Source organism: Duganella sp. CF517 (assembly GCF_900110275.1).
In the GTDB taxonomy this organism is placed as follows: Bacteria; Pseudomonadota; Gammaproteobacteria; order Burkholderiales; family Burkholderiaceae_D; genus Rugamonas.
This window is the reverse complement of sequence record NZ_FODC01000003.1, coordinates 691617-705821: the sequence shown is the minus strand read 5'-3', so window position 1 is coordinate 705821 and position 14205 is coordinate 691617. Positions and strand designations below refer to the sequence as shown.

Genomic DNA, 14205 nt, shown 5'->3' with positions numbered 1-14205 from the left:
AATGTCGGGTGAAGGCGGATTACCAGGTGCCGGCGGTCGCGCCGCCGTCCACCACCATCACCGTGCCGGTCGTGAAGGATGAGTTGGTCAGGTAGAGCACGGCATCGACCACATCGCGCGTGGTACCGATCGCACCGTTTGGCGCCAGCGTTTTGAGGAAGGCTTGCGTGCCCGCATCCTTGCTGTGCAGTGGCGTGTCGATGCTGCCCGGGGCCACCGCGTTCACACGGACGTTCGACGCGGCCAGCTCGATCGCCAGGCCGCGGGTGGCGTGGTTCAGGCCGCCCTTGATCAGCACCGGCAGCAGCGCCGGCACCTTGACGTTGGGCTGCATCGCGATGCTTGCCGTGATGGTGATGATATGGCCGTCGCGGTTGGCGCTCATGTGCCTGGCCGCCGCCTGCGAGGGATAGAAGAACCCGTTCAGATTGGTGCTGACGATGGCGTTCACGTCGGCCTCGGTGTAGTCGGCCACCGGCTTCGCGAGGAAGATGCCGGCGTTGTTGACCAGGACATCGACCTTGCCGAAGGCGGCGACGGCCTGGTCGAACAGCGCGCTTGCCGTGGCCGGCAGGGCGATGTCGCCGGCGACCGGCAGGAAGTTGTCCGGGTTACCCAGTTTGTCGGCGGCCAGTTGCAGCCGTTCGATGGTGCGCGCGTTGCCGACGACGTTGTAGCCGAGCGCCAGATACGCTTCGGCCAGGGCGAAGCCGATGCCGCTCGATGCGCCGGTGATGATGACTGTCTTGTTGGATTTCATGATGTGCTCCTTTGGTCGTTGATGGGTGCCGATATCGGTGTTGCGACGGCATGTAAGCAATATACTTATGCCAGTCGGGGATATAAATGGCTCTCGGGGAAGATGACTTGATACATGGTGTAATATCTCCGCTCGCACTTTAGCCGGGGATTCTTACGATGAAACGCAATTTCGACGACATGCAGCTTGGCAGCATCGATCTGTTCTGCCAGGCGGCGGAACTGGGCAGTTTTACCGCCGCCGCCAACGCGGCAGGGGTCACGCCGGCGGCCGTCAGCCGGTCGATCGCGAGGCTCGAGGAGCGGCTGGGCGTGCGCCTATTTGTCCGCACCACGCGCCAGATCCGCCTGACGGAAGGTGGCCTGCGCTACTACAAGCAATGCCGCGAGGCGCTGTCGCAGTTACTCGAGGCCGAGCGCGAGGTGACGGGCGAGCAGGTCGCGCCGGCCGGATCGCTGCGCATCAGCGTGCCGACGCCGTATGGCCATTACCGGCTGCTGCCATTGCTGCCGCGTTTCCGCGCGCTGTACCCGGACGTCAAAGTCGAAGTCCACCTCAGCAACCGCAATGTCGATTTTGCCGAGGAGAGTTTCGACATGGCGATACGCGGCCGCGATCCCGCCGACTCGTCGCTCATCGCGCGCAAACTGGAGGACGCCGAGTTGGTGCTGGTCGCGGCGCCGTCGTATCTCAAGCGCATGGGAACGCCCGTGGCCATCGAGGCGCTGCAAGCGCACGAATGCATCCAGTTCGACTTGCCTAGCACCGGACGCAAGATACCGTGGCTGTTCAGGATCGACGGCGAGCGGATGGATGTGGCAACAACCGGCGGCTACACCTGCGCCGGGGACGTGCTTGGCATCGTCACGTTGGCGCGCAGCGGCGCCGGCATCGCGCAGACCTACCGCTACATCGTCGAACGCGACCTGGCCGACGGCACGCTGGTGGAGCTGCTGCCGCAGCACGGCGGCACGTCGCGCCCGTTCATTCTGCTGTATCCGCATGCCCGCCATCTATCGCTGCGGGTGCGCAGTTTCGTCGATTTCCTGGCGCAGCAACTCGGCCAAAATCGTGGGGGTCACGGTATCTGACCCCATTGTTGGTTGTGACCGGACAACCTCAAAATTCGTACTTCACGCGCAGGCCCACATAGCGCTGCGAATTGCGCGGCAGCGTCTGCGTCATCACGTGCGCGCCCCGATAAAAGTTGAAGTTGTCGCCGATGAAGGTGGTGTAGCCTTTGTCGAACAGGTTGTTGACATACAAGGTGACCTTGAAGCCGCGCGCGGCGTCGTTCAGCGCAATGCTGCCGTTGAACACACCATAGCCTTTCTGCACAGTCAATGGATTGTTGCCCAGGTCGAAGTTGACCGCCGACTGGTGCTGGTAGTTGAGGTTGGCGATGCCGTTGTAACCGTCGAACAGCGGGAAGTTATAGGTCGCGCCCAGGCCGATCTTGAGCTTCGGCGCGTTGGCCAGGCGCTTGCCGGCCAGGTCCTGCACCGACGCGTTGCCCACTTGCCGGCAGCCGTCGGCCAGTGTCTGGCCCGGATAGCAGTTCGCCAGCGGGAATTCCTTGACGATGGCGTCGACCCAGGCGAGCGAACCCTCCAGCAGCAGTGTGTTGATCGGCTTGCCCGCCAGTTCCAGTTCCACGCCGCGCGTGCGCAGCGCGCCGACATTCATGACGGCGTTTTGCGTCAGGTTCGTCACCGGATCGATGCGGTTGGACTGCGCCTGGAAATCGTCGTAGTCGGTGTGAAAGGCCGTGGCGTTGACTTGCAGGCGGTTTTGCAGGAAGCGGCTTTTCAGGCCGATCTCATAGGCCTTCGACGTTTCCGGCGCGACCGGAAGGCGCACACGCGACTGGTCGAAGCCGGTGGAGATGTCGTAGCCGGCGCCCTTGTATCCGGTGGCGTAGGAGCCGTACACCATGACGTTTTTGGCCACGTCCTGTTGCAGCGCCAGCTTGCCGGTGACGACGCTGTCGGTGTTCTTGCCGCTGAAGCGGGTCGGCGTGGCCGGTATGCGGTTGGTGAAATCGACGTCGATGGTTTCGCGGTTGTAGCGCAAGCCGGCGTTGAGGCGCGTCGATGGCGTCACCTTGTAGTCGGCCTGTGTGAAGGCGGCCAGCGTGCGGTTGCCGGCGCTGGCTTCCCAGCGCGCCGGCGACAAGGTCGGCGCACGGTTGAACGAGCGGTCGTTGTCCGAATCGGAGAAGTACAAGCCGCCGAGATAGTTGAACCGGCCGTCGCCGTTGGAAGCGAGACGCAGCTCCTGCGTCAGCATCTTCGAGCGGTAGGGCCCGCCTTGCGTGACGCCGCCGTGGCTGGCGCCGCGCGTGAGGGCGCCGACGAGGTCGGTTTCGCTGCCGTCGTAGTCGGCGAGGAAGTCATACTTCCAGTCCTGCCAGGTGGTCACCGAGGTCAACGTGTGCAGGTCGCGCTTCCAGCTCAGCGTGCCGCTGACGCTGGCGTTGCGGTTGTCCGCGTAGCCGGGATCGTCCATGCGCACATCGCGGTTTTCCGGTCCGGGCGTCACGCCGGAGAGGGCAGGTGCCAGCGGCGCGACGTTTTGCTGGCTGGCGCCCGGCGGCACGGCGCGTAGGGTGGTGACCGGCCCCTCGACCAGGCGGGTGTTGTAGTCGGCGATGAGCTTGCCCTGCAGGCCGTCCGCGCCCTTGAAGTCCAGCCGCGCGCGCAGCCCCTTGGCGCGGTCGCCGTTGAGGTCGGTGCCGTGGGTCAGGTTGTGGATTTCGCCGTCGCGCCGCGCCGTGTAGGCGTTGACGCGGAAGCCGAGGCGCTCGCCCAGCGGGCCGGAGATGCCGGCGTCGAGCCGCCGCTCATGATCGCTGGTGACGGCGATCTGCCCGTGTCCCTCCAATATCTCGGCCGATGGCTTGGTGACGACGTTGATGACGCCCGCCGACGAGTTCTTGCCGAACAGCGTGCCCTGCGGACCCCGCAGCACCTCGATGCGTTCGATATCGCTCAGGTTGGAGAACGCCTGCGCCTGCTGGATGACCGGCACGTCGTCGACGATGACGGACACGGCCGACTCGATGCCGATGCTGTAGGCGAAGGTGCCGATGCCGCGCAGGGCGATGGTGCTGTTGTTCGGGTTCTGGTTCAAGGTCATCGACGGCGCTACCCGGGTCAGGTCGCTGAAGTCGACGAGTTGCTGATTCTCGATGGCGCGCGCGTCGACCGTATTCACCGCGACCGGCACGTCCTGCATCGACTGCGGGCGCTTTTGGGCAGTGACGACCACGCTTTGAAGGCCGGCTTCGGGTGCAGCTTGCGGCGGGGGCGTTTGCCCCAGCGCGTGCTGAGCCCAGCACGCTCCGACGACCGCCATCGCGGCCGCCCGCGCCATGGGTTTGAGCAGCGGTAGCGCCGCCGGATGTGCCGCAGATTTCATGTCGTCCCCTGATTTATGTAGTTGTGATGTTCTAATATATCAGCGCGAAACCCGCGAAATTGCTCAATCTGCTGATTGGATTCGCGAGTGACTTTCATGTTGTCATGAGCCCGTCACGCTCCGGAAATAGACTTGGCGCTCCACTATTTCTTGAGCACGAGTCATATGAGCGAACAAGGCAACAGCAAATTCCCGGTCCTCCCCACCGAACCAGGCGCCGCGCCGCGGCCACAGCGCCGCACCCTGCTGAAGATGGGTTTGGCCTCGGCGTCGGGTTTGTCCGTCGGTGGCTTGCTGGCCGGTTGCGGCGGCGGCAACAGCGACATCGGCAACACCGGCAATGGCGGCGGCACCGCACCGGTGGTCGTCCCGCCGAGCACGCAGATCTCCAGCTTCGCCCTGGCCGTTTTGCCGGACACGCAGTTCTATGCGCGCTACGCCACCTCGTCGGAAAGCAACCAGTACCAGCGCCACTACGGCAACGAGCCGTTCGGCGCGCAGACCAATTGGGTCGCGCGCAACGCCGCCGCGCTGAACATCCCGTTCCTGATCCACCTGGGCGACGTGGTCGACCAGGTCGGCAAGCCGGAGCAGTGGAAGGTGGCCGACAGCGCCATGCAGATGCTGGAAGTAAACAAGGTGCCGTACTCCATCCTGGCAGGCAACCACGACGTCGTCAACGACCTGGACTATACCGGCGATCAGACCAAGGGCACCGACACCCAGCGCGTGCTGGCCAACGAGCCGTATCTGCAATGGTTCGGCACGCGCCGCGCGCAGCGCCAGGCCACCTTCGGCGGGCGCGACAGCACTGGCTTCCACGAGTACCACATCTTCACCGCGCAGGAACAGAAGTTCATGGTGTTGTCGCTGTCGTGGCGCATCTCCGACGCCGGCATCGCCTGGGCGCGCAAGGTCATGGCCGACAATCCGACACTGCCGGTGATCCTGGTCAACCACCAGTTGCTGAATATCGCGGCCGACGCACTCAGCCCGCTGGAGACGGACTACGGCAAGATGCTGTGGGAAAAACTAATCCGTGACAACGATCAGATCTTCATGACCCTGAACGGCCACCACCACGGCGCCGCGCGCCTGACCAAGACCAACAACTTCGGCAACGCGGTCGAGGAAATGGTGGTCGACTATCAGATGGACTACCAGGGCGGCAACGGTTTGATGCGCCTGTACGAATTCGATCTGACCAACAACCAGATCAAGGTGCTGTCGTTCTCGCCGTGGGTGCCGATGAAGCCGGCCGACACCCTCAACGCCTTCGACCGCGCCGTGCTCACCGAGCCGAATGAAGCGTTCACCATCAACATCAACTTCGCCAAGCGCTTTGCCCGCTTCAACGCCACCTTCGGCACCGGCAAGGCGACGGTGGCGTCGTCGCTGGTCGACCAGGCCAAGGCGCTGGTCCTCAAGGGCTACACGGAGCCGGCCGTCGTCGTGGCCGTCCCGCCGAAGGACGCCGACGATTATCCGAAAGTGGCGTCGACCGTGGCGCACTGGCGCTTCTACGGCGGCACCGAGGGCGCGCCGGTGGCACCGGGCACCCGCATCGCCGACGTCACCGGCGCCAATCCGCTGACGCGGGATGGGCTCAACAAGGGCGGCATCGTCGGCGCCGAAGCGGGCGATATCGTCTGGAGTGGTGACCGCCACCGCCTGTCGTCGGCGCCCGGTTCGGTCAGCTTCGTCAACACCGACAAGAACATGCCGCGCCTGAGTTATTTCGTCACCGATCCATCGGCCGCGATCAACGCCCAGACCTTCGCCAAGACCGGCTACACGATCGAAGCGTTCGTCAAGATCAACCAGGCATGGGACAAGTCCAAGCACGCGTGGATGAACATCATGACGCGCGATGGCAAGCGCGGCGATCTGGCCGGCTTCGACGGCGGCGATCCGGAGTCGCCGCCGCTGCTGTTCGCCATCTCCAGCCTGCGCGAGGTGCAGTGGGAGGTGGTGCCGGACGTGGCGGGCGCGCGGGGAGGGCTAGCCAGCTGGTCGGGCGAGATCATCGCCGGCACGTGGGTGCACATCGCCATCGTCAACGACCCGGCCACGCACGATACGGTGATGTATGTGGAAGGCGCGCCGGTGCTGCGCAACAGCAGCAATGTCGTCGGCCTGGCGACGCTGTCGGCGACGTCGCAATGGGTGGTGGGCGGCGGCTCGTGGGATGGCGCGCGCGCCGACGGCTACTTCGGCAACATCGGCGAGGTGCGGGTGGCGGCGGCGGCGCTGCCGGCGACGCAGTGGTTGACGGCGCGCCGTTGATCAGGTGAACTTAACGATCTTCTAAACCACGTAGGGCGGATTAGCGGAGCGTAATCCGCCATGCATGCGCCGTCGGCGGCTCAACGGCGGATTACGGCGTTCCGCCTAATCCGCCCTACGTGTTTCCTCACAAATCCGCCAAGGTCGCGCGCGTGTGCGCCGCCTGGTCGCGCAATGCCTGCCTGGTCGGCCCGTCCATGCGCTTGATCTGCAGATAAACCATATTGAGCCGATTGTTCTTCCCCAGCGACTCCCGGTTGCGCTCAAAAAAATCCCAGTACATGGCGTTGTAAGGACAAGCCCTCCCGCCGACCCGCGCCTTTTTATCGTAGTGACAGCCCTTGCAATAATCGCTCATGCGATCGATGTAGGCCGCGCTGGATACATACGGTTTCGTCGCCAGCAAACCGCCATCCGCATACTGGCTCATGCCCAAAGTATTAGGCAACTCCACCCATTCAAAAGCGTCGATGTACACCCCCAGATACCACTGGTGCAGCTCATACGGCGACAGCCCCGCCAGCAGCGAGAAATTCCCGATCACCATCAGCCGGTTGATATGGTGGCTGTGCGCGTGCTCGAGCGACTGGCCGATCGCCGTCGCCATGCAGCGCATGCGCGTCTCGCCCGACCAGAACCAGTGCGGCAGCGGCGTCGTGTGGTTGAAGACGTTGAGCCGGTCGTAGCCCGGCATGCGGTGCCAGTACACGCCGCGCACATATTCGCGCCAACCGAGTATCTGGCGGATGTAGCCCTCGGCCGACGCCAGCGGCACGGCGCCGTCGCGCCACGCCGCCTCGACCCGTTCAATCACGGTGCGCGGATCGAGCATCTTGCTGTTCATCGCGAACGACAGCAGTGAATGGAACAACCGCCAGGCCTTGAAGCTCATCGCGTCCTGGAACTGGCCGAAATGCGGCAGGGCGTGTTGGACGAAGCGCTCGAGCTGTTCCAGCGCCTCGTCCCGATTCAGGGGCCAGCCGAAATCGCCGGCGTTCGGCTGGCCGAAGCTTTGTGCGCCGGCCGCCTGTATCGTTTTCCATAATTCGCTGTGGTCGTGGCGGCCGCGCAGGTCCGCCGGCTCCCATGGCATGCCTTTCCAGGCTTCGCGGTTGTCGTGGTCGAAGTTCCATTGGCCGCCTGCGGGCTTGCCGGTTTCCGATACCAATACCCTGTGGCGCACGCGCATGTGGCGGTAAAAGCGCTCCATCAGCCAGTTGTCGTGGCCTTCGAACAGCCCGGCCGCTTCGTCGCGGTCGGTGTAGAAATGCTCGGTGTCGTCCATCGTCGACGGGATGGACAGGCCGGCGGCGTAGTCGGCCAGTTGGCGGTCCAGCCGGTATTCGTCCGGCGCCTGCCAGCGGAATGCCGCCGCGCCGTAGTGGGCGATCAGGTGATCGAGATTGGCGGGCATGGATTGACGGTTGTCCGGATCGTCGATGGTCAAATAGTGCACGCGGTGGCCGCCTTCCCGCAGCCGCCGCGCCAGATCGCGCATGGCGGCGAAGATGGCGATGATCTTTTGCGCGTGGTGCAGCACGTAATCGGTTTCCTGGCGCACTTCCATCATGACGAAGACCACGTCGTCGCGTGTCTCGGCGAACCAGCTGTGCTGGCAGTTGAGTTGATCGCCCAGGATCAGCTTGAGTGTGGGGTTGGTGGTGCGGTTCATGCGGCCACCTTAGACGAAGAAAAATCCGGCGTCCAGCGTGCCCATTGCGAGCGGGCCGCAAAAATGGTTCAATGGCGGTTCAACCAGTTTCGAGGAGCGTGACGATGGATGCCATGACAACAAAGCCCGCGCCGGTGCCGCGCTTGAGTCCTCGAAAACTCAGGCTCAGCAAATGGACGGCGGTCGCGCCGAGCAACAAGGAAAAGCACTTCCTGGTGGTGGAGCTGGTCGAGCCGGTGCGCGAGGGCGGGGTGGTGGAGGAGATCGTGCTGGAGGCGGTGCATTCGCGCCGGCGGCAAACCATGCCGTGGCGCGCGTTGACGGATGCAGCGAGCTGGCGCCAGGGGTGGCTTTGAGGTGAACTGTGAATGATCTAAAACACGTAGGGCGGATTAGGCGGAACGCCGTAATCCGCCATCGAGCCGCCGATGGCGCATGCATGGCCGATTACGCTTCGCTAATCCGCCCGACGTGTATCCGGGGTGTGCGTCGGCCACGGGCCAAGCTTCAGGCGCGGCCCAGCACCGCCGCCGCGGCCATCAGCTCATCGATCAACGCCAGCGAGCTTTTGCCCGACAGCGAATGCGGGTCGAACTCCGCCGTGGCCGAGTAGCGCAGCAACGTGCCCGGATTGAGCTTGTTCAAATTGGTCTGCCCCATGGTCCAGCCGGAGTAGCGGCGTTCGCAGATTTCCTCGTAGTGCAGCAGCACCACGTCGGTGTGCCGCGTGTCGCGCATAATCTTGCCGTACAGGCGATTGACCTGGTCGCGTCCACCTTCGATCACCTGCAGGTAGGCGCGCTCGCTATGGCACAGCACGCCGGTGATGCCGTGCTTGGGATTGTAGGCATGCGAGTGCTGCATGATGGCCGTGACGGCGCCCGTTTGGGTGTCGGCGGCCGCGCGGCTGGCGTACAAAAGTCGGACGAGCATTCGTATTCTCCCGTGATATCAGCGTTTGATCAGCGACAGGAACTCGCGCCGCAGGGCCGGGTCCTTGAGGAATGAGCCGTGCATGACGCTGTTGATCATGCGCGCATCCATGTCCTTGACACCGCGCCACTGCATGCAAAAGTGGTCCGCCTCCATGATAACGGCCAGGCCGTCCGGCTGCATTTTTTCTTGCAGCAGATCGGCCAACTGGACCACCGCCTCTTCCTGGATTTGCGGCCGGCTCATGATCCAGCTGGCCAGGCGCGCATACTTGGACAGGCCGATCAGGTTCGAGTGCTGGTTCGGCATGACACCGATCCAGACCTTGCCGATCACCGGGCACAGATGGTGCGAGCAGGCGCTGCGCACCGTGATCGGGCCGATGATCATCAACTCGTTGAGGTTGGCGGCGTTCGGGAACTCGGTCACCGGCGGCATGTCGACGTAGCGGCCGCCGAACACCTCGTTCATGTACATCTTGGCGACGCGGCGCGCCGTATCCTGCGTGTTATGGTCGCTGACGGTGTCGATGACCAGGCTTTCCAGCACCTTTTGCATATGGCCGCTGACTTCGTCCAGCAACTGGTCCAGCTCACCGGGTTCGATGTAGGCGGCGATATTGTCGTTGGCATGAAAGCGCGTGTTGCTGGCGATCAGGCGCGCGCGGATGCGCTCGGAGGCGGTGGTGGTGGCAGGGCGATATGCCGGAAGCTGCTCGGTGGTCATGCGGTAGTCCAATCAGAAATTCAAATAATGAGTACAACTGCGGGTATAACTAAGGTGTTCACTGCTTGTCGGGCAAGGGGAGCCCTTCGGCATACGCCAATCGTTCCAGCGCCTGCTCCATCATCACGCGCGCGTGGCCGGCGCTGCGGCCGAGGTCCTCGTGCAGCGCCGCGTCGCTGGCATTGCGATTTTGGCACTGGTAGCTATAGCGCTCGAAACTGGCCAGCATCATCAGTATATCCGCCAGATGGCGCGGGCACTCACAATTGATGCTGGAGGAGGCCGACGACAGCGCCGCCAGTGCCTGGTCGTCCAGGCGGCGCGGCGGCGGCGCCGTGAGCGGGCCTGGCGGCGGGCGCGCCGCGCCGGTCAGCGCGGTGCTGCACAATACCGCCACTTCGGCGGCGTCGGATGGCGCGCGCGCCACCAGGCAGCCATGCTCCCGGAGACGGCGCACGGTGGCGCTGTCGCAGAAGCGGTACAGCACCACCACCGTGCGCACCTGCATCGCGCGGCGCGCGGCCTGGATTTGCGGCAGCGCGTCGGCGCTCATCTCGGACGATTCGATCAGCAGCACGTCGGCCGCTACGCCGGCCATCGCCTCGGCCGCGCCTTCGAGCTGCGAGCAGCTGGCGACGATATCGAGTTCCGGCGAGGTGCGGATGGCGCCAAGGCGGCGCGCCAGCGCGGTGCCCGCCACGGCGATCTTGAGCGTTTGCGTGATCGCGCCGGGGCCGGCGGGCGAGGGCGCGGCGCCGGCGAGCGCGATCAGTTCATCGGCCGCCAGCCTGGCCACGGTGCCGATCGCGTGTCCCTGGTCGACCACGCGTTTCAGCAGGCCGAGCCGGCGAACCTGGTCGGCCGAGTACAGCCGCTGGCCGTGCGGCGAGCGGTCGACATCGGAAACGCCGTAGCGGCGCTCCCATACGCGCAGCGTTTCCACCGGCAGGCCCGCCAGCCGCGCGGCGACGCCGCTGCGGTAGCCGGTGGGCTTCGATTCTGGCTTTTCTTCGGCTTTCGACATGTTGCTCCTTTTTCGCTATTTGCAGCATATTAGCATTTCGCGGGTCATCGTGTCGGTTGAACCGAAATTGAACCGCCGAAGGCGCGCCAGGCCTTCTGCCGCCGCGGTCTTCTCTTTATACTTTGGACTTTACATCGAAGAGGACCCTTCGCCATGCCTGAAACACGTCTTAATGTGGCGGTGATCGGAGCCGGGTTGGCCGGGCTGTCGTGCGGACGGCACTTGCAGAACGCGGGTTGCCGCATCACGGTGTTCGAGAAGGCGCGCGGCCCGGGTGGCCGCATGAGCACCCGCCGCGCCGACGGTTGGCAGTGCGACCACGGCGCCCAGTACTTCACCGTGCGCGACAGCGCCTTCCGCGAGGAGGTCGCGCGCTGGGAGGCGGCGGGCGTAGCTGCGCCGTGGGAGCCCAAGCTCGCCGTCATCGGCGGCGGCAAGGCCGAGCCGGACAGCGTGGTGCGCTTCGTCGGCGTGCCGCGCATGAGCGCTCCGGCGGCATGGCTGGCCGGCGGCCTGGCGGTGCACAGCGGCGTCACCATCGACGATATGCGGCATGAAGCGGAAGGGTGGCGCCTGCGATCGAAGGAGCTGGGGCTGCACGCCGAGCGTTACGACGCGGTGGTGCTCGCGGTGCCGGCGCCGCAGGCGGCCGTGCTGCTGGAACCGCTGCTGCCACTGACGGCGATGCAGTCGAACGCGGTCGCCATGCTTCCCAGCTGGACCTTGATGCTGCGGTTCGCACAGCCCTACAAGCCCGGCTACGACGCCGCCTTCATCAACGACGGGCCGTTGCGCTGGATCGCGCGCGACAGCTCGAAACCCGGCCGCGCCGGCAGCGAGGTGTGGGTGCTGCAGGCCAGCGCGGAGTGGAGCGCCGCCCATATCGAGGATGACGAGACGCTGGTCAAGGTGCTGCTGCTGGATGCCTTCGCAAAGCTTGGCGGTCCGGCGCCGGAAGGCGTGACCGCGCACCGCTGGCGTTACGCCAAGGCCGGCGCGGCGTCGTCGCGCCAGGCGGTGTGGCTGCCGGCGGTGCAGGTTGGCCTGTGCGGCGACTGGCTCGGTGGCGGCCGCGTGGAGGACGCCTGGTTGAGCGGCCTGGCGCTGGCCGCCAAGGTGCTGGCTAGAACTCCGTGCTTGCCGTGAGCGCGAAGCTGCGCGGCGCGCCCAGCACCAGGTAGCCGGTACCCTGCGAGCCGCCGGCCGACGCCCAGTAGCTCTTGTCGGTCAGGTTGTCGACCCGAACGCGCAGCGTGTAGCTGCGGCCGTCCAGATCGAGCTGAAAGCGCGCGCTGGCGTCGAGCCGGTTCCACGACGGCAGCTGCTGGGTGTTGGCCGCGTTGACCGCCTGCGACGCCGTGTGCAGCGCGCGCGCCGACAGGCTCAGGCCCGGCATGCCCGGCACGTCCCAATCGACGCCCAGATTGACCTGCGACTTCGGCACGCCGATGACGTCCTTGCCGTCGGTCGCGCCGCCGGCCGTGCGCTGCTGCGTGGCGTCGAGCAAGGTCACGCCGCCCAGCACGCGCAGGCCGCGCAGCGGTTCGCCGAAGGCCGAGAATTCGGCGCCACGGTTGCGCTGCTCGCCGTCGATGCCGAACACTTTGCTAACCGGGTTCAATACGCCCTGCGGCTGGGTGGTGGTGAACAGCGCGGCGTTGGCGCCGAAGCGGCCGCCGTCATACTTCGCGCCCACTTCCTTCTGGCGCGATTTGTACGGCGCGAAAATCTGGCCAACGTTGACGGCGGTCGATCCGGCCACCGCGCCTTGCTGCAGGCTTTCGATATAGTTCGCGTACAACGATACCCGTTTCGACGCCTTGTACACCAGCGCCGCGATCGGGGTGTTGGCGCTTTCGCTGTAATCGGCGTTCTGCTTTCCGGTATTGTAGGCGTAGCCGGTCTGGCGGATTTTTTGATGGCGCACGCCGACCGTCAGCAGCACGCTGTCGTCGAGGAAGCCCATGCTGTCGGCCACCGCGCCGCTGGCCAGCTTCACCTCGTTGGTGGTGCGCGGATCGGACAAGGCGTTGCCGAAGGTGGTCAGGACCGGCAAGGCCATCACCGGCGGGTGGTACAGCGACGTCGCCTGGTACGGCGATGTCGCGTAGGCGTTGCGCGAATCGAGATCGAAGCCGGTCGCCGTCAGCGCCAGCTTGTGGCTTACGGGAGCGCTGCGCAGCGCGGCGCGCAATCCCAGTTCGCCGGTCTGGATATGGTCTTCGCGGGCGTTGTCGAAGCGGCGCAGGTTGCCGGCGCCGGAGCTCGACGTCAAATTCAGGGTGCTGCCCAGCCGATTGAGTTCGTGGCCGCGCCGCCCGCCGAACGAGGCCCACGCCACCACGTCCTTGGCCACGTCCCACTCGCCGCGCAGGGTGCCGAAGACATCGCGCTCGCTGGAGTAGTCCCAAGGCTGGCCGAAGTTGTCGCCGCCGTCGGGCGCCGATGGTATCGGCAATCCGGCGGCGACGTTGACCGACGGCCTGGCGCTGCTCAGCGTACTGTCCTGCCAGCCCAGATCCGCCGACAGCCGGAAGCCGCGCCCGCGATAATCGGCGCCCAGCGCGGCCAGTCGCAGCTCGCGGTGTTCGTCGTCGATGGCGGTGCCGCCCTTGCGCTGCACGGCGTTGAAACGCAAACCGATACGGTCCTCGTCGCCGAAGCGGCGCGCGACGTCGGCCGCCAGGTGGGTCTGCCGGCCCGATTGCAGGCCGGCGCTGATTTCGGTGAGCGCGACGTTGGGTGCGCGCTTGGGCAGCAGGTTGATGGCGCCGCCGATGCCGCCGCCGGAGGGCGAGGCGCCGTTGAGGAAGGTGTTGGCGCCCCTGAACACTTCGACGCGCTCCAGCAGTTCGGCCGCGATGTACTGGCGCGGCAGCACGCCGTACAAGCCGTTGTAGGCCAGATCGTCCGAAGCGACCGGGAAGCCGCGGATGATGTACATCTCCTGGTAGTTGCCGAAGCCGCGCGCCACGCGCACCGACGGATCGCTTTGCAGCACGTCGGCCACGCTGCGCGCCTGCTGGTCCTGGATGAACTGCTGCGTGTAATTGGTGCTGTTGAACGGCGTGTCCATGTTGTCCATGTTGCCGAGCAGGCCGACGCGCCCGCCCTTGGCGACCTGGCCGCCGGCGAACGCCTTCGACAGGCCGGCCGCCGAGGCGTCGGCGCTGGCGCTGATGACGACCGTTTGCAGCTCAGGCCCGGATTGGGCGTGCGCGCATGGCGCGAGGACGGAGAGGGCGGACAGTACGCAGGCGGTGGTGGTCTTTAATGCAGGAGGCATGGGGCGCGAAATAAATGGGAATGATTCCCATTATCACTGCCACACGCCGCGCTGTACAGTCTTACTTAAGGAATAGCCGGCTCGATGGATAGCGGCTT

The 14205-nt window shown here is 65.4% G+C and carries 11 protein-coding genes; 4 read left to right on the top strand and 7 right to left on the bottom strand.

What is annotated here, in order from left to right:
- Positions 1 to 19: 19 nt before the first annotated feature.
- Entirely contained in the window at positions 20 to 760 is a 741-nt protein-coding gene (locus BMX85_RS14680) for an SDR family NAD(P)-dependent oxidoreductase (protein ID WP_090319240.1), read from the bottom strand.
- Between the two features lie 158 nt (positions 761 to 918).
- Between BMX85_RS14680 and BMX85_RS14675 the strand changes: the two genes are divergently transcribed.
- Positions 919 to 1851 (top strand): LysR family transcriptional regulator, encoded by a 933-nt coding sequence (locus BMX85_RS14675; RefSeq protein WP_090319237.1) that lies wholly within the window; start codon positions 919 to 921, stop codon positions 1849 to 1851.
- Positions 1852 to 1879: 28 nt separating this feature from the next.
- Here BMX85_RS14675 and BMX85_RS14670 read toward each other — a convergent pair whose 3' ends face one another.
- Positions 1880 to 4180, bottom strand: coding sequence for a TonB-dependent receptor (locus BMX85_RS14670; RefSeq protein WP_090319234.1), 2301 nt, complete (start codon positions 4178 to 4180; stop codon positions 1880 to 1882).
- A gap of 165 nt (positions 4181 to 4345) precedes the next feature.
- On the opposite strand from BMX85_RS14670, the gene BMX85_RS14665 reads away from it, so the two are divergent.
- Positions 4346 to 6466 carry a LamG-like jellyroll fold domain-containing protein gene (locus tag BMX85_RS14665; RefSeq protein WP_229210464.1) on the top strand — a complete coding sequence of 707 codons (2121 nt, stop codon included), beginning with the start codon at positions 4346 to 4348 and terminating at the stop codon, positions 6464 to 6466.
- Between the two features lie 127 nt (positions 6467 to 6593).
- On the opposite strand, the gene BMX85_RS14660 is transcribed toward BMX85_RS14665, so the two are convergent.
- Complete coding sequence (locus tag BMX85_RS14660) at positions 6594 to 8138, bottom strand: cryptochrome/photolyase family protein (protein WP_090319232.1); 1545 nt, start codon at positions 8136 to 8138, stop codon at positions 6594 to 6596.
- Between the two features lie 113 nt (positions 8139 to 8251).
- Here BMX85_RS14660 and BMX85_RS14655 point away from each other — a divergent pair, with 113 nt between their 5' ends.
- Positions 8252 to 8494: a TIGR02450 family Trp-rich protein gene (locus BMX85_RS14655; RefSeq protein WP_090320109.1), complete on the top strand. Its 243-nt coding sequence runs from the start codon at positions 8252 to 8254 to the stop codon at positions 8492 to 8494.
- Positions 8495 to 8645: 151 nt separating this feature from the next.
- On the opposite strand, the gene BMX85_RS14650 is transcribed toward BMX85_RS14655, so the two are convergent.
- The 3 genes from BMX85_RS14650 to BMX85_RS14640 are packed head-to-tail and all read right to left on the bottom strand — an operon-like array spanning position 8646 to position 10821.
- Positions 8646 to 9071 carry a BLUF domain-containing protein gene (locus tag BMX85_RS14650; protein WP_090319229.1) on the bottom strand — a complete coding sequence of 142 codons (426 nt, stop codon included), beginning with the start codon at positions 9069 to 9071 and terminating at the stop codon, positions 8646 to 8648.
- Positions 9072 to 9089: 18 nt separating this feature from the next.
- Positions 9090 to 9797, bottom strand: a complete 708-nt coding sequence (gene folE, locus BMX85_RS14645; RefSeq protein ID WP_090320107.1) for a GTP cyclohydrolase I — start codon at positions 9795 to 9797, stop codon at positions 9090 to 9092.
- 58 nt (positions 9798 to 9855) lie between these two features.
- Positions 9856 to 10821 carry a MerR family transcriptional regulator gene (locus BMX85_RS14640; RefSeq protein WP_090319226.1) on the bottom strand — a complete coding sequence of 322 codons (966 nt, stop codon included), beginning with the start codon at positions 10819 to 10821 and terminating at the stop codon, positions 9856 to 9858.
- A gap of 153 nt (positions 10822 to 10974) precedes the next feature.
- Between BMX85_RS14640 and BMX85_RS14635 the strand changes: the two genes are divergently transcribed.
- A complete protein-coding gene (locus tag BMX85_RS14635; protein ID WP_090319223.1) occupies positions 10975 to 11967 on the top strand; it encodes an NAD(P)/FAD-dependent oxidoreductase in 993 nt (330 codons plus the stop codon).
- Here BMX85_RS14635 and BMX85_RS14630 read toward each other — a convergent pair.
- Entirely contained in the window at positions 11945 to 14107 is a 2163-nt protein-coding gene (locus tag BMX85_RS14630) for a TonB-dependent receptor (protein ID WP_090319220.1), read from the bottom strand. The two genes, BMX85_RS14635 and BMX85_RS14630, sit on opposite strands and share 23 nt — an antisense overlap.
- Positions 14108 to 14205 lie beyond the last annotated feature (98 nt).